13 protein-coding genes and 3 pseudogenes are annotated in these 18,501 nt (G+C 54.4%); 13 read left to right on the top strand and 3 right to left on the bottom strand.

Features of this window, described 5'->3' with window-relative positions:
* Positions 1-54 precede the first annotated feature (54 nt).
* The 6 genes and pseudogenes from C2H86_RS26140 to C2H86_RS26165 form a co-directional block, all read left to right on the top strand.
* Entirely contained in the window at positions 55-1,662 is a 1,608-nt protein-coding gene (locus C2H86_RS26140; RefSeq protein ID WP_159410545.1) for a carboxyl transferase domain-containing protein, read from the top strand.
* Positions 1,663-1,750: 88 nt separating this feature from the next.
* On the top strand, positions 1,751-2,539 hold the full coding sequence (locus C2H86_RS26145) for an enoyl-CoA hydratase-related protein (RefSeq protein WP_159410546.1): 789 nt from the start codon (positions 1,751-1,753) through the stop codon (positions 2,537-2,539).
* Between the two features lie 38 nt (positions 2,540-2,577).
* Positions 2,578-4,488 (top strand): acetyl-CoA carboxylase biotin carboxylase subunit, encoded by a 1,911-nt coding sequence (locus C2H86_RS26150; protein ID WP_159413003.1) that lies wholly within the window; start codon positions 2,578-2,580, stop codon positions 4,486-4,488.
* Positions 4,485-5,387, top strand: a complete 903-nt coding sequence (locus tag C2H86_RS26155; RefSeq protein WP_159410547.1) for a hydroxymethylglutaryl-CoA lyase — start codon at positions 4,485-4,487, stop codon at positions 5,385-5,387. The genes C2H86_RS26150 and C2H86_RS26155 overlap by 4 nt, the downstream gene beginning before the upstream one ends.
* A 3-nt stretch (positions 5,388-5,390) precedes the next feature.
* Positions 5,391-5,987 carry a TetR/AcrR family transcriptional regulator gene (locus tag C2H86_RS26160; RefSeq protein WP_159410548.1) on the top strand — a complete coding sequence of 199 codons (597 nt, stop codon included), beginning with the start codon at positions 5,391-5,393 and terminating at the stop codon, positions 5,985-5,987.
* A gap of 272 nt (positions 5,988-6,259) precedes the next feature.
* Positions 6,260-6,478: pseudogene (locus C2H86_RS26165) on the top strand (PepSY domain-containing protein); the annotation flags it as partial.
* 301 nt (positions 6,479-6,779) lie between these two features.
* Here C2H86_RS26165 and C2H86_RS26170 read toward each other — a convergent pair.
* Positions 6,780-7,727, bottom strand: a complete 948-nt coding sequence (locus tag C2H86_RS26170) for an AraC family transcriptional regulator N-terminal domain-containing protein (protein ID WP_430738606.1) — start codon at positions 7,725-7,727, stop codon at positions 6,780-6,782.
* Positions 7,728-7,949: 222 nt separating this feature from the next.
* Here C2H86_RS26170 and C2H86_RS26175 point away from each other — a divergent pair, with 222 nt between their 5' ends.
* From C2H86_RS26175 to C2H86_RS26185, 3 genes are all read left to right on the top strand, one after another.
* The gene (locus C2H86_RS26175) at positions 7,950-8,978 is read left to right on the top strand and encodes an alpha/beta hydrolase (protein ID WP_159410549.1); all 1,029 of its coding nucleotides are present in this window, start codon (positions 7,950-7,952) and stop codon (positions 8,976-8,978) included.
* 82 nt (positions 8,979-9,060) lie between these two features.
* On the top strand, positions 9,061-10,236 hold the full coding sequence (locus C2H86_RS26180; protein ID WP_159410550.1) for an MFS transporter: 1,176 nt from the start codon (positions 9,061-9,063) through the stop codon (positions 10,234-10,236).
* A gap of 690 nt (positions 10,237-10,926) precedes the next feature.
* On the top strand, positions 10,927-11,157 hold the full coding sequence (locus C2H86_RS26185) for a hypothetical protein (RefSeq protein WP_159410551.1): 231 nt from the start codon (positions 10,927-10,929) through the stop codon (positions 11,155-11,157).
* Between the two features lie 58 nt (positions 11,158-11,215).
* On the opposite strand, the pseudogene C2H86_RS26190 reads toward C2H86_RS26185, so the two are convergent.
* Positions 11,216-11,906, bottom strand: a pseudogene (locus C2H86_RS26190) (DUF421 domain-containing protein).
* Positions 11,907-12,198: 292 nt separating this feature from the next.
* Between C2H86_RS26190 and C2H86_RS26195 the strand changes: the two are divergent.
* Positions 12,199-12,567, top strand: a complete 369-nt coding sequence (locus C2H86_RS26195; protein ID WP_159410552.1) for a histone-like nucleoid-structuring protein, MvaT/MvaU family — start codon at positions 12,199-12,201, stop codon at positions 12,565-12,567.
* Positions 12,568-12,644: 77 nt separating this feature from the next.
* On the opposite strand, the gene C2H86_RS26200 is transcribed toward C2H86_RS26195, so the two are convergent.
* Positions 12,645-14,414, bottom strand: coding sequence for an ATP-dependent nuclease (locus C2H86_RS26200; protein WP_159410553.1), 1,770 nt, complete (start codon positions 14,412-14,414; stop codon positions 12,645-12,647).
* 1,658 nt (positions 14,415-16,072) lie between these two features.
* On the opposite strand from C2H86_RS26200, the pseudogene C2H86_RS26205 reads away from it, so the two are divergent.
* The 3 genes and pseudogenes from C2H86_RS26205 to C2H86_RS26215 all read left to right on the top strand — a co-directional run.
* Positions 16,073-16,192: pseudogene (locus C2H86_RS26205) on the top strand (transcriptional regulator); the annotation flags it as partial.
* A gap of 346 nt (positions 16,193-16,538) precedes the next feature.
* The gene (locus tag C2H86_RS26210; RefSeq protein ID WP_159410554.1) at positions 16,539-17,570 is read left to right on the top strand and encodes a phospholipase D family protein; all 1,032 of its coding nucleotides are present in this window, start codon (positions 16,539-16,541) and stop codon (positions 17,568-17,570) included.
* A 359-nt stretch (positions 17,571-17,929) separates the two neighbouring features.
* Complete coding sequence (locus C2H86_RS26215; protein WP_159410555.1) at positions 17,930-18,499, top strand: hypothetical protein; 570 nt, start codon at positions 17,930-17,932, stop codon at positions 18,497-18,499.
* Positions 18,500-18,501: the final 2 nt, after the last annotated feature.

Below are 18,501 nucleotides of genomic sequence, written 5' to 3' on the forward strand. Positions count from 1 at the left end.
TTCGGCGCAGCCTGACCGGCTGTGCCACGAGCACTAGAACAAGAAGAGGCCCTCATGAGCACGCTCACTACACAACTGAACACCCGTTCACCTGATTACATCGCGAACCGTGATTCCATCCTGTCTCAAGTAGAAGGTTTGCGTACGCTGCTGGCTCATATCAACCAAGGCGGTGGTGTGAAGGCTCAGGAGCGTCATCTCTCACGAGGAAAACTGCTACCCCGTGATCGGATCGATGCGCTCCTGGATCCAGGCTCCCCTTTTCTGGAGATCGGGCAGCTCGCTGCTCACGAGGTCTACGGTGAAGACGTCCCGGCAGCGGGCGTGATTGCGGGCATTGGCCGCGTTGAGGGCGTTGAATGCATGGTCATCGCCAACGATGCGACGGTGAAAGGGGGGAGCTACTACCCACTGACGGTCAAAAAGCATCTGCGTGCACAGACCATTGCTCAGCAAAATCGCCTGCCTTGCATTTATCTGGTCGACTCTGGCGGCGCCAACCTTCCTCGGCAGGATGAAGTTTTTCCGGACAAAGAACACTTCGGTCGCATCTTCTTTAACCAAGCGAACATGAGCGCTCAGGGCATCCCTCAGATTGCTGTTGTACTGGGGTCATGCACGGCTGGTGGTGCCTACGTCCCTGCGATGAGCGACGAAACCATCATGGTTCGCAACCAGGCGACAATTTTCCTCGCTGGCCCTCCTTTGGTGAAGGCTGCCACAGGGGAAGTCGTGACTGCAGAGGATCTTGGAGGGGCGGATGTGCATTGCAAAACCTCCGGTGTCGCTGACCACTATGCTGAAAATGATACTCATGCCTTGGCACTCGCTCGGCGCTGCGTAGCCAACCTTAATTGGCGCAAGCTCGGTCAGTTGGAACGTCTACAGCCAGTCGCTCCACGTTACTCACCTGAAGAGCTCTACGGCGTTGTCCCCGTTGATCCCAAGCAGCCCTTTGACGTACGCGAAGTGATCGCGCGAATCGTTGACGGCTCTCAGCTCGATGAGTTCAAAGCACTATTCGGCAACACGTTGGTTTGCGGCTTTGCTCGCATCAATGGTTACCCGGTGGCCATTCTCGCCAACAATGGAATCCTGTTCCCGGAAGCCGCCCAAAAGGGTGCTCATTTTATCGAGTTGGCTTGTCAGCGCGGTATTCCCCTGGTGTTCCTGCAAAACATCACCGGCTTTATGGTTGGGCAGAAATATGAAGCTGCTGGTATCGCCAAGCACGGTGCGAAGCTGGTTACAGCGGTCTCCTGTGCACAGGTACCCAAATTCACGGTGATCATTGGTGGCAGCTTTGGCGCTGGCAACTATGGCATGTGTGGGCGTGCATACGATCCCCGCTTTCTCTGGATGTGGCCTAACGCGAAGATTGGCGTCATGGGGGCGCAGCAGGCAGCAGGCGTGTTGGTACAAGTCAAACAGGAGCAGGCACGTCGCTCGGGCCATGAGTTCTCTAGCGAAGACGAAGCGCGCCTGAAGCAACCCCTCATTGAACAATATGAACATCAGGCCCATGCCTACTACTCAAGTGCTCGTCTTTGGGATGACGGAGTAATCGATCCCGCGCAGACGCGTGAAGTCTTGGCCCTGGCGCTTTCTGCCAGTTTGAATGCTCCCATTGAGCCAACCCGTTTCGGGGTTTTCCGGATGTAAGCCGCCAGGTCTGGTTTTCCTCATGGGGTCACATCGTACCGTCTTGGTGTGACCGCCTTTTTTCCAGCTTGTGTGAGCGAGAAATCGAATGACCCATTACAGCACTGTTGAGCTTGAAGTCACCTTGAACAACGTAGCAACTGTCTGGTTGAACCGCCCAGATAAAAACAATGCTTTTAACGCCCAGATGATCGGTGAGCTGATTTCTGTGTTCCGAGAATTACGTGATGATCCATCAGTCCGGTTCATGGTGCTGCGGGGGCGTGGCAAACACTTCAGTGCCGGCGCTGACTTAGCCTGGATGCAGGCTTCAGCTGCGTTGGATTATCAGGAAAACCTGAAAGATGCCCATGAACTTGGTGAACTGATGAGTCTGCTTCACCATTTGCCATTTCCTACCTTGGCTGTTGTGCATGGTGGTGCATTCGGTGGAGCTGTCGGACTGGCTTCTTGTTGCGACATCGCAGTCGGCACCCATGATGCAATTTTCAGTCTTTCCGAGGTGCGCATCGGGCTAGTGCCGGCAGTGATCAGCCCTTACGTGGTCAAGGCTATTGGTCAACGGGCTACCCGCCGCTATGCCCTCACTGCGGAGCGTTTCAGTGGTGACTGTGCCCAGAAAATCGGACTGCTAGCAGAAACATATCAATCTGATGAATTGGATAGAGCGGTTGAACAACTGACCGACGCGCTTTTGCTGAATAGCCCCCAGGCCATGCGTGTCGCCAAGTCACTACTTGAGCGGGTCGGCAACGGCGTCCTCAGCCCTGAGTTGCGCCAATGCACAGAAGAAACCATCGCCACTGTGCGCGTCAGCAGTGAGGGTCAGGAGGGGCTTAATGCGTTCCTTCAGAAGCGAAAGCCCTCGTGGGTTTGAAACCCGCACGAATGCAGCCAATGACAGAGCAAAATGACATGAAAAAAAGAACAATCTCCACTGTCCTCATTGCTAACCGTGGTGAGATCGCCTGCCGAATCATCCGTACGGCCAAGTCGCTTGGCCTGACCACTATTGCCGTTCACAGTGAAATTGATCAGCGCGCCCGCCATGTGCGAGAGGCCGACGTTGCCGTCAATCTGGGAGGGGCTAAACCTAGCGATAGCTACCTGCTGATGGACAAGATCATTGAGGCGGCGCTCGCGAAGGGTGCGCAAGCTGTCCACCCTGGGTATGGCTTCCTCTCGGAGAACGCCACATTTGCGCGCAGGCTGGAAGAGGCCGGCCTCATCTTCCTTGGCCCCCCGGCTAGCGCGATAGATGCTATGGGTAGCAAATCTGCTGCGAAGGCTTTGATGGAAAAAGCCGGGGTTCCCCTTGTACCTGGTTATCATGGTGAGGCTCAGGATGCGCAGACTTTCCGTGACGCTGCTGAGCGCATTGGCTATCCAGTTCTCCTGAAGGCAACCGCTGGTGGCGGTGGTAAGGGCATGAAGGTGGTTGAGTGTGAGAGTGAGCTTGCCGATGCCTTGTCTTCCGCTCAGCGTGAGGCCCAATCCGCATTTGGTGATTCCCGAATGCTGGTTGAGAAATATGTATTGAAGCCTCGGCATGTGGAGATCCAAGTCTTCGCAGACCAGCACGGTAACTGCCTCTATCTCCATGAGCGCGACTGCTCCATCCAGCGCCGGCACCAGAAGGTTGTTGAAGAAGCTCCAGCTCCGGGTCTGTCACCAGAGCTTCGTAGAGCGATGGGTGAGTCGGCTGTTCGAGCTGCCCAGGCTATCGGTTATGAGGGTGCCGGGACAGTTGAGTTTCTCCTCGATGAACGGGGTGAGTTCTTCTTCATGGAGATGAACACACGCTTACAGGTGGAGCATCCTGTGACTGAAGCCATCACCGGGCTCGATCTGGTGGCTTGGCAGATTCGTGTCGCGCGTGGCGAAGCACTCCCCATCACCCAGGAGCAAGTTCCTCTGCATGGCCATGCCATTGAGGTACGTCTTTATGCAGAAGACCCTGAGGGTGGATTTCTGCCCGCCAGTGGCCATCTCGAACTGTATCGCGAACCAGCAACTGGTGATGGGCGCCGCGTCGACAGCGGTGTTGAGGAGGGGGATGAAGTATCGCCTTTCTACGATCCAATGGTCGCCAAGCTGATCGCGTGGGGAGAAAACCGGGAGGAGGCACGCCAGCGACTGTTGGCAATGCTTCAGGAAACGCTTGTCGGGGGCTTCAAAACCAACCTGGCATTCTTGCAGCGCATACTCGCCCATGAGGCCTTTGCGGCTGAAGACCTGGACACTGGTTTTATCGAGCGCTATCAGGCGGATCTGTTACCTAAAGCGGTAGAGTTGCCAGAAGTGTTCTGGCAGCGCGCTGCATTAGCCTTGATGGCAACAGACCCTGTGCACGTCCGGAGTGATGACCCTGATTCTCCATGGCAGGCGGGTACGTCCTGGCGTTCGGGCCTGGCAGCTACTGATAAGGTGCAGCTGGTCGTCGATGGAACTAGGCGTACCGTTGAAGTAGCGCGTGGTGGCGGTCAGCCTCGCTCTTTGCCAGTTGTTCGCAAGGGGCGCACCGCCTACGTGCGCTGGGGCGTGGAGTGGCATTCCGTCAGCCGTTTTGACCCGATCGCCGAAGCTGATGTGTCCACCGGGCATCAAGGTGGGCTGACGGCGCCAATGAACGGCAGCATTGTTCGTGTGCTGGTTGAACTTGGCCAGCAAGTAGAAGCTGGCACGCCCCTCGTGGTTTTGGAAGCCATGAAAATGGAGCACACCATTAGAGCTCCCGAAGGTGGCATGGTCACGGCGGTTTATTGCCAGGAAGGTGAGCTGCTCAGCGAGGGTACGGTTCTTGTCGACTTGGAGCACGCTTTATGAGCCTGCCCTTGCGTGTGCGCATTGTTGAAGTCGGCCCACGAGATGGTCTGCAGAACGAGCATCATCGTGTCGAGGTCGACCAGAAGATCCTGCTAGTCAATGCACTGTCAGCCGCTGGCCTTCAGTACATTGAAGTCGGCAGTTTTGTCTCGCCCAAATGGGTGCCGCAGATGGCGGGCAGCGCTGAGGTAATGGCAGGGGTGGAACGAAAGCCTGGTGTGACGTACGCCGTGCTGACGCCAAACCTGCGGGGCTTTGAAGATGCTCTTGCTGTCGGTGCTCAAGAGGTTGCAGTTTTTGCAGCCGCGTCGGAGTCCTTCTCGCAGCGAAACATCAACTGCTCGATTTCCGAAAGCCTTGCTCGGTTCGTTCCCGTCATCCAAGCCGCTCGGCAGAACGGCATTCGCGTGCGTGGCTATGTGTCGTGTGTCCTGGGATGCCCTTATGACGGTACGGTGCATCCTGAGCAAGTGATGGCAGTGGCACGAGAGCTGCGCGATATGGGGTGTTACGAGATCTCGCTTGGAGACACCATCGGCGTTGGTACGGCGAAAGCGACCCGAACTCTCATAGACGTTGTCAGCAAGCAGGTGCCACGTGAATATCTGGCCGGGCATTTTCACGATACCTACGGTCAGGCTCTGACGAACCTCTATGCCAGCCTTCAGGAAGGTGTTGCAGTCTTTGACAGCTCGGTGGCCGGCTTAGGTGGCTGTCCGTATGCAAAAGGTGCATCCGGCAACGTTGCTACCGAGGATGTGGTTTATTTGCTCAACGGCCTTGGCATTGAGACAGGCGTAAATTTGAACATGGTGGCAGAAGCAGGGCATGCGATATCCCAAAGCTTAGGCCGCAGGTCGAGTTCCAAAGTTGCTGCAGCAATTTCTGCAAGGAGCTAGCTGGTGAGTGCTATCTGTGAGCATGAGAGCACAACATTTGACCTCATCCGCGAAGCTGCCTGCACATTGTTTTGCCAATCTGGTTACAAAGGCATGGGTATGCGGCGGTTGGCTGCTGCGGTTGGAATTCAAGTTGGATCGCTTTATAACCACATTGAGAGCAAGCAAGCGTTACTTTATGAGCTGATAAGCGAGTACGAAATGCACCTTCTGCATGTTTTCAAAAGCAAAAACCTTAACCATTGCAAGACCGCTGTGCAGATGAATTCACTGCTGTGGGACAGAGTGTCATCCTACGTAGCTCACAATGGTCACTTAGCTCAGCTATCCCGAAATGAAATTCAGCACTTGAGCCCGGTGCAGGCAGAGTCAATAAACGGTATCCGCTTTCATCGTAAGCGTCAGCTCCAAGTGCTGCTCAACCAGTGTGCAGGGGATGTTGGGCTGAGTTCTGAAGGGCTGGAGATGCTTTCAGAAGAGCTTCATATATTACTGGACTGCCACATTGGCTTGGATGCCAACGTGATAGAGGATCCAAATGGCATTGTCCGTCGACAGTTGCGCAATATGGCTTCCATGCTACTGGTGAGGCGAGACTAGATACCCTCAGCAGACCCGAGTGTTCGTCCCTCCCTTCAAATCCAGTACCACGCATGCTGGTCTTGGAGGGCAGGGACGTCTTAATTTTCGCCAATGGAAAGTAAGCAGATGTTAACTTCTGCAATCCAGCATTGAGGTCGAACCTTACACGAACTTTTCGACTGAACCCAGATTGTGAGGGTTGGGTCGCCTGTTCATATTCACAGAAAAAAGGATGTTAGCGCTTAAAGCGCTGACTCGACTTTCACCGGCCTCGCATTGGTTAGTCCTATGCTACGTCAGCATGGGCTGATACGCCCGGTGCCGACTGGAAGGTGAACAAGGATCAGGCTGAAGCCACGTTGAAAGGTGCCGGCTACACGCAGACCACCAAGATCGAAGCTGACGATGGTCACTGGGAAGGCGAGGGCGTCAAGGCAGATGGCAAGCGGTACGAATTTCAGGTAGATCCGCACGACGGTAAGATCATCAAAGACGAATTGGATAATTGAAGCATCTCAATAAAAAGCCCGCGTTAGATCGTGGGCTTTTTGCTGACTGGGATGACCTTTGATGGGATAAAGCACTTTGGGTAACGTCTACTGTTTTAGCCTATCTCAATGTTTAGCTACCACCTTGATGCGCTCTCTGCCAGGCGTATCACACTAGCGACCAATTGCCGATAGTCCGCACGCCAGAGCATATCGAGAGATAAGGGCCCTTCCAGCAGTGGAGGTTAATGACCCCTCCGTAGTCCATCCTATCATTGACCCTCCTTGCATTGCGTCTTGGCCACCTCATGTGAGTTGAAGTTCAGAGCATGCCAGGTGTAGTGGCAGCTGATTTTTCTGCACTTAACCGCAGCTCTGCGATGTCGCGTTTGGGCGGAGTGCCGAACTGGCGTCCATATTCGCGGCTGAACTGCGAGGGGCTCTCATAGCCGACCCTGAAGGCAGCAGTCGCAGCATCCATGTGCTCGTTGAGCATCAACCTTTTTGCCTCGTTCAATCTCAGCCACTTCTGGTACTGCAGCGGGCTCATGGCGGTGAGTTGACGGAAATGCTGATGGAAGGTGGAGAGCCCCATCTGCACCTGGGAAGCCAGCTCCTCCACTCGTAACGGCGCGGCGTAATTCAACTTCATCCAGTCGATAGCCTTGGCAATTCGATGCCCCTTGCTACCTACGGAGGCGATATAGCGCAACAGAGGTGCCTGGTCGCTCAACAGCAACCGATAGTGGATCTCTCGCTGAATCAGCGGCCAGAGAACGGGAATCGCCTCCGGCTCTTCTAGTAGCTGGATCAGGCGGGCGAAGCTCTCCAACAATTTTGGACTCAGTTCACCAACCCCAGCACTGGTGTGAAAGGACTGTCCGCTTACGGGAAGACGACCATCTTGCGCGATCAGTTCGGCCAGCGTGCGCAAGTCCAGCTTGAACACCAAGCCGAGACATGGAGCGGCATCGCTGGCCACCGTCACCGCCGAGTTGGCGGGGATGCTCAGTGAGGTGACCAGGAAACGGGTGGTGTCGTAGGGAAAAACGTCGCTGCCAATGACCATTTCCTTGGCGCCCTGCACGACTAGCACGATGCTCGGCTCGACGATGCAGGTGATCGGTAGGGCTGGAGCGATGCGCCGGTAGACACTCAGGTCTGCAATGTCTGTCGAGAAATCTCCAGCAGTAGGCGCGTAGGAGCCGATGACCCTACATAGCGTGGCCATTGGGTGCGTGCTTGAGCTCTCTGGTGCAGTGATGGCCATGGCAAAGGTTCCGATCATCTTGTGCGAGAACACTACTTCCACGTCGCGTTCTCTGTCCATGTCCGGCGGGAAGAGCTGGATATTTAGGCAAGAAAACTACACGTTTGCTCTACTGATGCACCGGTTTTTGCGAGGAAGATGGGTGGCAATCGAGATGGCCAGGCTGTTCAGTTGCGAAGGCTTCTCGTACCCCTTCCATTTCGAGCAGACAGGAATATGTGCATGAAATCTTTGTTCGTAGCGTTTGCCTTGATGGCCTGTTCACTCACTGCGGGAGCCGCTGACATGTCCCATGGGGCCAACAATTTCTACAAGAGTGAACAGGTTTCACTCGAACGGGTTTCCTTCAAAAACCAGTTTCAGATGAACACGGTCGGCAACCTGTTCGTTCCCAAAAACATGAACCCCAACACTCGATACCCCGCCATCATCGTCGGCCACCCCATGGGAGCGGTCAAAGAGCAAAGCTCGAATCTCTACGCGCAGAAGCTGGCGGAGCAGGGCTTTATCACCTTTGCCATTGATCTGTCGTTCTGGGGTGAAAGCGAGGGCCGCCCTCGTAACCTGGTATCGCCGGACATCTATGCCGAAGACTTCAGTGCAGCGGTCGACTATCTCGGTGCCCAAGGTTTTGTTGATCGCAACCGTATTGGCGTGCTGGGTATCTGCGGCAGCGGCAGTTTTGCCATCAGTGCGGCGAAAATCGATCCACGCATGAAAGCGATTGCCACAGTCAGCATGTACGACATGGGCGCCGCGAATCGCAATGGGCTCAAGCATGGTGTCACAGTCGAGCAGCGCAAGCAGGCTATCGCCGAAGCGGCTGCCCAGCGTGATGTCGAGTTTTCAGGTGGTGAAACCAAATACACCAGTGGCACGGTTGATCAGTTGACAGATAGCTCCAATGCCATCGAGCGGGAGTTTTACGACTTCTACCGCACACCACGTGGTGAGTTCACTCCCAAAGGGTCGTCGCCGCTTCTGACCACGCACCCCACGCTGACCAGCAATGTCAGGTTCATGAACTTCTATCCGTTCAATGACATCGAGACGATCTCGCCACGCCCCATGCTGTTCATCGCCGGGGAAGACGCTCATTCCCGTGAGTTCAGCGAAGAGGCCTATCGCCTTGCCGGTGAACCCAAGGAACTGGTGATCGTCCCAGGTGCTGGCCATGTGGATCTGTACGACCGCGTCGAGCTGATCCCCTTTAGCAAGCTGACGACTTTCTTCCGCGAAAACCTCAAGTAGCTGATGTCGTGTATCAGGCTCAGCTGACGCACGCTGGGCTTGGGCAACCGTGTCTTTTGAAATTGGTACAACGAGAACCACCATGAGCAGCCCGGCAATATCCCTTCAACACTCAAGTCGTCAGGTCTGGAGCGCTGTTCTGGCGATGTCACTCTGCGCATTCGCTTTAGTGGCGTCTGAATTCCTCCCGGTGAGCTTGCTCACGCCGATTGCATCCGATTTGTCTCTGACAGAGGGCCAGGCCGGGCAGGCCATTTCCATCTCGGGATTCTTTGCTGTGATTACCAGCCTGTTGCTGGCCACCATGACTCAGGGGATCGACCGCAAGCCTGTCCTGCTGGCCACAACGGCGCTCATGCTGGTTTCGGGTGGTATGGTGGCCTTTGCTCCGAACTACCTCACCTTGATGGTAGGGCGCGCCGTGCTTGGGATTGCCATTGGTGGTTATTGGTCGATGTCCACTGCAGTGATGATGCGCATCGCACCTGAGGAGCTTGTTCCAAAGGCCATTGCCGTTATGCAGGGCGGTACAGCGTTGGCCACGGCAATCGCAGCGCCAGTTGGAAGCTACCTGGGCGGCATGATTGGCTGGAGAGGGGCTTTTTTTTGCGTCGTGCCATTGGCCGCGTTGGCGTTGATCTGGCAAGCATTCACACTGCCGGCAATGCCGAGTGAGCGGACTCAAGTATCGGCGACCGGCTCGTTGCGCTTGCTTGGGAACAGCAAGGTCGCCCTCGGCATGGCCGCAGTAGCGTTTCTCTTCATGGGGCAGTTCACACTCTTTACGTATCTGCGGCCTTTCCTGGAGACGGTCACGCATGTCGATGTGCCCACGCTCTCGCTCTTGCTCTTGATCATCGGTGCGGCGGGATTGATGGGCACCTTGTTGGTCGGCTCTTTCGTTAGCCGAAACCTGAACCGGCTTCTGGTGGGGATACCTTTGATCATGACCGCTATCGCATTTGCCGTCATCTCGGTTGGTAGCTGGGTCGTTCCAGTGGCTGCACTACTGGGGCTGTGGGGGCTCGTTGCAACTTGCGCGCCTGTGGGGTGGTTTACCTGGTTGGCCAGAGCACTTCCTAACAATGCAGAAGCCGGGGGTGGACTGATGGTGGCGATTATTCAGTTGGCAATCACTGTCGGTGCAACTGCAGGCGGGGTTCTGTATGACGGAATCGGTTATCAGGCCACCTTCATTGCTAGTGGCGCGTTTTTGCTCATCGCAACTGGGCTGAGTGTTGTCACAAGTCGAAGATAGTCGGTAGAAGCCATCAGCAGCCGGTTTGATCTCCAACCGGCTTATGCATTGATTTACTAACGAGACCACGGCAGCGACCGGTATGCGCGTGATTCGGGCCGGGATCCTGGAGGGCTCCGAACGTGTAGTGCCGGTCGCGCACAGCTCTGTGTGAATGAAACCGAATTTGGCATCGAAATGTCGCTCGCCGGCATCGGCATCACCTACTGCCCAGAAGAAAGAATTCGAGCGCACTTGGATGCAGGGCGATTGCAAGTGGTATTACCTGAGTAGTCACCATCGGAGCCGCCGTACTACTTGTATTACCCAGGGCGTCGCCAGATGCCATCAGGATTGCGCGAACTGATCGATATCCTCCGCACTGACGTCGCATCGTGGGGCGGCCCCGCGTGAGCAAAGTTTGCCGGCGACACGGCCAAAAACCAGAGCCGAAATCCGAACGGCTAACAACGCCCTGGCCGGGCGCTTGTGCCTCAGAGATCTCGTGGTTCTAATCATATGGCAGCTCTCGTTCTCTGCTCCCCTTTGGAGAGCCGCTGCTTCACGCCTGGGCAATCGCTATGCCTTAGGGACGGCGTACCGCCATCGGCAACGTGGTTGAGCCTTCGTAGGCGCATTTCGTCCGCAGTACCTATACAGCCGGGTATTTTCAGAATACTGTATGCGCATACAGTAACAGGGAATGCCGCCATGACAGGCACCAATCTGCCCGTAATGTCGATCCAAGAGTGGCGGCAGTTGCTCAACGACACCGAGGCCCTGCTCCTTGCACCTAAGAAACATCACAGGGAGCTTCTGCACCAAGCATATGCATTACGTGATACGCATGCCGTGGATTCAGGAACCTTGGCCGATATGCTGGAGCTCGCGGACGAAGCATTGATGTACGCCCACTCCGTCAAAGCGGATCACCACTGGTAGGCTAAAAGATGGCTCGGTGGGATGGCGCCGTGTGGGATAGCAATGGCGAAAATGTGGTCTAGCGGTTGCGTACGGTATCCAGTGCAGGTGACCAGACGTTATGTCCGCAGCGTTCACACACGACTGAGTCTTGAGGTTCATGGAAGGTTGGGAAGCCGCAGCTGACGCAGCAGTGTAGGCCAGCGTTTGGCGGCGCTAGTACTCTGGACGATGCTCAATAGGCAGCACTGACAAACCTGGCCGGGTGTCATCTGGCCCATAGAATTAAAGACTGAGATCGCCATCAGTTTCCAGTAGGCCGAGTCGAACCTGGCCGAGATGCTCCGCGCCTTGTTGGCGCAGCTCCATGAAGAGCTCGTTGGACGAGATGTTCAAATTCCGCAGCGAATGAATCTCGTACATGCCGTCCTTTACGACCGTGATGGGCAATCCATCGATCTAGGCCTCCATGTTCTGCTGCGCCTCATCCTGTAGACAGTTCCGCGATAGAGCAGCAAAAGGGTGAGGAAAACCAATGCGACCGGGAGGAGGGGTACATCTTCGTAGAAGGTCACATCGCCTGCGGCTGAGCCCAAGGTGAGGATCACCACTAGCTCGAATCGAGACAGTTGCCTGATTCCGCGTCGACCACTGAATTTCAGAAAGAAGAATACGGCTAGAAACGCCGCTGAAACGCGAACAGCGACCTCGAAGAGAAAGGTCAGCGGGATCTCGCCAATGAGCATTCTTTGCAGATCAAATGAAACCATTCGCTGTACCCCACCAGTTGCAATCTCCCGTTACAGACTGACCCGCAATTATCGATCTTGGTTCATGCGGCGGTGTCGGCGAGGCAAGCATTTATGCTCCCCGGGAGGGAGCAGTTATTTCATGGCACCGGCAAGCTCTACTATTCGCATTGCTGATTCAGGCGCGTGTACTTGAACGTCACTGCAAAAAAATTGAACAAGGATGTTAATGCATACTCAAAATTTAAGTAGGGCGAGCTGAAAATGGTTTACAGTAACCGACTAATTTCATCCAGTATCTGAGGAAGCATCTATGTCCCGTCTTGCAGAATTCCGTAAACTCGAGCAAACATTGGCCGCACAGCTGGCCGAACTGGAAGCCATGAAAGGCTCTTCCGAGCTGCAAGCGGAAATCGAATTTGAGACCAAATTGCGTGACCTGCTGAACAAATATGGTTTCAGCCTGCGCGACATCATCAACATCCTGGATCCTCAAGCGAACCGTCGTGCAGCCGCCCCAGCAGCAGCTGAAAAGGCCCCGCGTCGTGCGCGCCAGGTCAAGCAGTATAAGAATCCGCATAACGGCGAGATCATCGAAACCAGAGGCGGCAACCACAAGCTGCTTAAGGAATGGAAAGCCGAGTACGGCTCCGATGTGGTGGAAGGCTGGCTCGCGCAGTAACACGCTCCACTTGCGGTTTGCTGAAGCCCCCGATTGGGGGCTCTTCCAAAGGTAATGCCGTAAGGCATTACCCTCGTTTAGATGGCTCGCATCCAATCCAAGGTGCTACGGAAAACAGGATACTCCTGATCAATCACCGCTGGCTGCCAATCCCTAATGATGTCTTCCTGAGCGATTATAGCTGCCTCCCCCTTATCCTCGATGTTCAAGGCATCCTCGATACAACCCATTGGCCAGACCCAGGTATTGAATTCTTTCATCGCCTCATGAGCATCGTTCGCGAGTGCTTGGCCTTCAGGATGTCCTGCAAAGGCAGCCCAGCAGTCAGCAGCTGACTTGTTCCTGGAGTTTTGAGGCATTCCGTTACCACCCAGCTGGAAGCCTTCAGCCTGGCTGATGGTTTGTAGTACGGATTTAACCTTATTCATCTCTTCGCATTCTTTCTGCAGCCAAGGCCCCCTAGCATGAGTAAATGCAAAATCTAAATCTGCGATCACGCCGCATTTGATGCCCATTGCCGTCAGCACAGAAAAGCCCTTAGGGATGGAGGTACAGCTGCCGAGGGCAACAAAGCAGATACGCTCAAGCTCAGGCCTTACTCCATAGAGTTTTTCGTAAATGAGCGGCAGTAACCTCTGATCGGTCTTACCCTCGCAGAGGATCACCTTTTCAGCGAAATATATTTCGGCAATGTTTCCAAGCTCGAAAAGAGTTCGAGATTGAGCTTGTGCCTCTCCCATTGCATGAGCAACTGCGGCTCCCATCGGCACGCGAACCTCGGAACCATTCTCCCGTGATCTACGGACGATCACCGTATCAGGGGCGTTATCCCTGCTCACCATCAAGGGCGAGTGTGTAGTGAACACCACCTGGTAACCAGACCTGGAAAGCACATGAAGTGCCTCCCTCAAGCCCCTGACCCCCTGTGGATGGAGGAAAATCTCTGGCTCGTCAATCAACAACAGGCGTCGGGAGAGGTCTTGATCGCGGTTTCTTCTGATATCGGCTAGAAGACGGATTAGAGCCATTTGAATCGCACGCTGGGCACCACTGCCCAAGGTGTCGAATCGCCTGGTTTCACCAGAAATCTCATCGGTTACATTCAGGTCACCGCTCTTGAAAAACTCTTTTACATCGATTGACGGCACGTCGAGATTTAGCACTAGGCCGGGAAAGAAGCTCGAGAGAGCGTTATTGGCGTTGGTGTCGAACTCTGCAAGAAGAGGAGAGCGGTTCTCACCATCGGCAGCCAGGATATTTCTCACCGCCGCGAGCGCATCTTGAACTTCTTGGTGGGCTGTGAGGATCGGCGACATGATCTCGTCGAGCAATCCTCGAATTGTGCTGCCGGCCTTTCCTTTACCTAAATCCTCCTGCACGTCGTCCATGGCGCGGATATGGAGTGCTTCTGGAAGTAGAGCTGAAATTGCTTGGGGCAGACCAGTCGGGTAGGTACGCCAGGAGGTTGGGAGACCATGCTCATCTAAATCACCATTTTCCCAGACCTCAGCAGATGGCCTGGCCGTTCCAAGCGCAGATACTCGTATCCAAAGATCGCCGCCGATGCAATAGGGAGCAATGGCTGTTCGGTGCCGAGCTTCAGGAATCTGAGCTATGAGCTCTTCTGTGATCCCAGAAACGCAAGCGCTGATGACAATTGGCTGGGTTGGGTCATTGGCATCTGTTCTTGCAAATGCCTTTGGTGCAAGTACCAGCCTAATCGCATCGAGAATGGTAGATTTTCCCGCGTTGTTTTGACCCACCAGCGGAGTGAAATCGCCCAGAGGTAAGATCACTTGCTTGCACGAGCGGAAGTTCTTGATGTGTATTTTACTCAAGGAGTGCATGGCGGGAATTCCCTGTCTACGGTAGGCGTGGCCTTTCAGAGTAGTTGGTGTGCGGCCATGTGCCACCAGTTGTGGCAGAAATTTTTACCTGCTTCGGATGGCAGCTTTCCCCGAAAAAACTGAATAGACCTTAGTGAAACTGAGTAAGAAAGAGCGAGAGATCCATCAGTTGGCCAACTCACATAAGGTCGATTTTGAACCGGAAGCGGAGAAATACCTGCAACACCATATCGTGCGCACTATGGTGGGATCCAAGCCCTGAGCGAATACGGTAACCGCTTTGGCTCCAACCAAAGAAACCGTCGCCAACTGCAACTTCAGGGCAGTCGAAAAGCTCTGTGCATGGAGCTTTGCAAACCTCAACCGGTTCACATTCGCACGGGCATGTTGGATCTGGATAGGTCGAAGTGCGCCAACGGCACACTGGTCGAGTTGCTGTACCCCACGGATGACCGCGTTTGCTGGTAGAAGCTGCGCAGGAGGGCGTCGAGCGGATTTGCCGGGAGGGTTTCCGTTACAGCAAGTCGGAGGTGATGCTGCTTGACCTCTGCCGTCGTAACGAAATCACGGGGGAGGTGTTTGCGGCTGCTCAGCCGGTAGCAAGGTCAGCCGTTGGGAGATAAGCAGCCCGATAATCCGAAATGATGGCCGGGAACTCATCCAATGCTTACGGCTATACCTTCTTGCAAACCCAGTCATTTCAACCGTGCATTAACCGAAGCGTTAACAGAAAGGCACTCGCTCCCAGATTGTCGGTAACCCGGTTCGCACATCCAGCCATCGCCGGTGTAATTGATCACGGCGTTTTGGGGCGGGCGAACCGCAACACAACCATTACCAGACCGACTGTAGCCCTGCTCGCACATCCAACCATCGCCGGTGTAATTGATCACGGCGTTTTGCGGCGGGCGAACCACAACACACTCACCCCCAGACCGGCTGTAGCCTCGCTTACACATCCAGCCATCGCCGGAGTAATTGATCACAGCGTTTTGGGGCAGACGAACCGCAACACACTCCCCGCCAGACCGGCTGTAGCCCCGATTGCACATCCACCCATCACCCGAGTAATTGATAGTGGCGTTCTCGGGAGGATGTACCTCAATACACGTGCTCCCTGACTTGCTGTAACCTCGCTTGCACATCCAACCGGCGCCATAGCTATTGGGAACGGCATTTATCGGCACGGCTACCTTCGGCGCCATAGATTCGGCCTTCGGTACATAACCGGTCTTCGGAACGTATTCAGCATCAGGGACATATCCGGACTTCGGTACATATCCTGGTGAGCTGGATGGTGCCGAGGTATACCCTCCATGGCTCGGTGAGGTGAGTGTTCCCACTTTGCCTGTATACGGGTTCACGTTCCCCAGAGTGCTCCAGTTGTTGTAAAAGTTTCCATCGGGCGTCGAGCGATGATGCGGTGCGACATAGGTTCCATCCCTGCGGGTGTAGCCCCTTACGCTTACATCCCTTGCGTAAGTCAAATCGGAGAAGAGATTCAGTGCCAGTAATACCAATCCGACAATGGGGGTGGGCAACCTGAGCATAAAAATCACTTTCCGCCGCAGATGGTTTCAAAAAGCCATTATATACATAGGCGCCCGGCTCAAGTGCACCGTTGAGCGCCAGAAACGTCCAAGCCCGAGATTTTTGGGCAATGCAAGAATCCGCACAGCGGGGATGTCATCGAGACCAAAGGCGGTAACCATAAGCTGCTCAAGGAGTGGACAGCCCAGTATGGTGGTGACGTGGTTGAAGGCAGGCTCGCCCAGTAATACGTTCCACCAGTAGCTTGCTAAAGCCCCCTGTTTGGGGCTTTTTCAATAGCGACCTGGATCATAGACCTATCCAGGTAGTTCAGCTAAGTGGATAGAACTCAGGGATCCTCGTATCGTCGACCTTGAAGCATCTACTGCCGATATCGCGGAAGGCGCTGTCCCTGCTGGACGAGAGACAGTCATAAATTGATTAGTTTGTTGGTAGGATGCTATAGAAGTAGGCAAACTGTACCAGTTGCTAGTAGGATCCGACGAATGCCATCAACCCATGCAGCCTCAGTTGGATCTTGATGCCGGCTTGTGAAAAGCTGGTCTAATTCATCACTCCGAAATAGGATTTTTGATGGAGCTGATTTTTCTATCCCAGAAGGCCGATCAGAAGAACCTGAAAAGCTACTACCATCGTGCGATCACCGAATCCAAAGAACTATACATCGTCAGCGCGTATCTGACGAACTGGGATATAGAGGAAAAGCTCGGAAGCCATTGTGAGCAGTTCATGATGGTGGTTGGCCAAGATTTTGGCCTTACTCGTAAAGTCGCGTGCGAGAGCGTCCTGAAATGGCTCCCCATCCGGTACAAGGCGCAGTTCTTTGCAGCAGAGGGTGTTCAGGGTTTCCATCCCAAGGCGATGTTTTGGAGAGAGACTGACGACAAGTGCTACGCCTTGATCGGCTCATCAAATCTCTCCGTAGCTGCCTTCACCGATAACCACGAAATTAATGGCATTACCGAAATTTTGGAGACGACTTTCCAGCAGTCCAGAGCCTGGGTTCTTGGGTTGGAGCCGCCTCAATCGGTTGTTGTTGATGCTAAATGGCTGGAAGGCTATGTAGAGGCTACTCGTCAACCCAAGCCGAGTAAGAGGGGCGCTGCAGATGAGGATAGCGGTAACTATTCCGTCGAATATGTCCTCCCGCTCCCGATCGACTTGGAGATGGTGGATAAAATCCTTCGTTCTCGTCGTGCCGCTATGAGAGTCTTCAAGTCGCAAAGAGACGATCTGGAAAAGCTCTTTAGGGATGCCGCTGGCACTGCAAAGTGGAGTTCGAAAAAAAACCTAGCTTTCTACGACACCCTTTGTGAGCTCTGGTCGATGGATGGCGGAAGCCGATTCCAGGCTAAGGGGTGGGAAATAAAGGGCAAGCACTGCGACCACAGGGAGTTGTCCAAGAGCCTGGTTCGTGTCATGGATTCCCCAAAAGTAGAAAGGGACTCGGTTGTCATTCGAGAACTAAACAGGATGAGCGATATCTCACTCGCTACTAGAGGCTCTCTTTTTACAGAGATGTTGTGTCAGTTTTTCCCAAGTGTTTATCATGTGGCGAATAGCCCTATCAAAGATTGGCTGAGGGCAAGCGGGCTTGTACGCTAGGGGGGCTTTCTGAGGGAGACAGGTACATCTATGCAGCTAGGCATCTCCGCACTGCTCTCAAGCGAACGAAGGATTACCCTGCTAAAAATCTAGCTGAACTTGATGCTCTGCTTTGGTATGCGGAGGAGGCTAGGGCGAACGCATAGAACAACCTGTCGTTTTTATGCGAGATGTATATTCAAGAAAAACCGACAGCAGGGGTCGCCGAGTTCGCTGAATGTGCTTGCGGGCCGCTTGTCTAGCGAAACTATCTCGCGTAGATGCGTTGCACAACAGAGGCGGGAGTTGGCCCGCCCAGCCCGCAGTCGAAAGTTACTTGCAAGGCGGGGCTTACTTTTGCAAGAAAATGGAGAGCATGGATGTTTAATGTTGGAGAGAAAATCGCATCAATCGTCGGGGTATTGATCGGATTGGGCATTGGCCTGATGATCTTGCCACCGTTTGGGCTTCCAGCGTTTGTAATTTCCTGGTGGATATTCGATACACCATCACCCTGGGCAATTTACACCTTCATCTACGACAAACAGCATGTCGCAATCATCTTGCTGGTGGCCTTTGTCTTCCTGACATGGATGGTGGGCTTCAAAGCGAGCCTAGACGAGGCTTCGCATCTCGCGAAACTCAGAGAGAGCGAGCAGCGGCTCGGCTGGCTGAAGCGCTACTACCTTTACCGAAACCGTGAGCTTATCGACGCTTACCGCATGGTGTGTGCGTCAGACGTTGATGTTGCTGAGTTCTCGTCCTGGCTCAGCCTGAATAGGCCGAATCTGTACCGTAAGCACAGCGACCCGTTGTCCTTTATCCCGGATGGGCCGATACTGCAGAATGTCAGTGGTCATGTGCGCCGGGGCCATACCCGCTACACTAACAGAGGGCCGGTCGACGTCGGCTCGCATCATGTTCGAGGTCATACCAGGCTTAGGCGGTGATC

This window comes from Pseudomonas putida, assembly GCF_009883635.2.
Lineage (GTDB): Bacteria > Pseudomonadota > Gammaproteobacteria > Pseudomonadales > Pseudomonadaceae > Aquipseudomonas > Aquipseudomonas putida_W.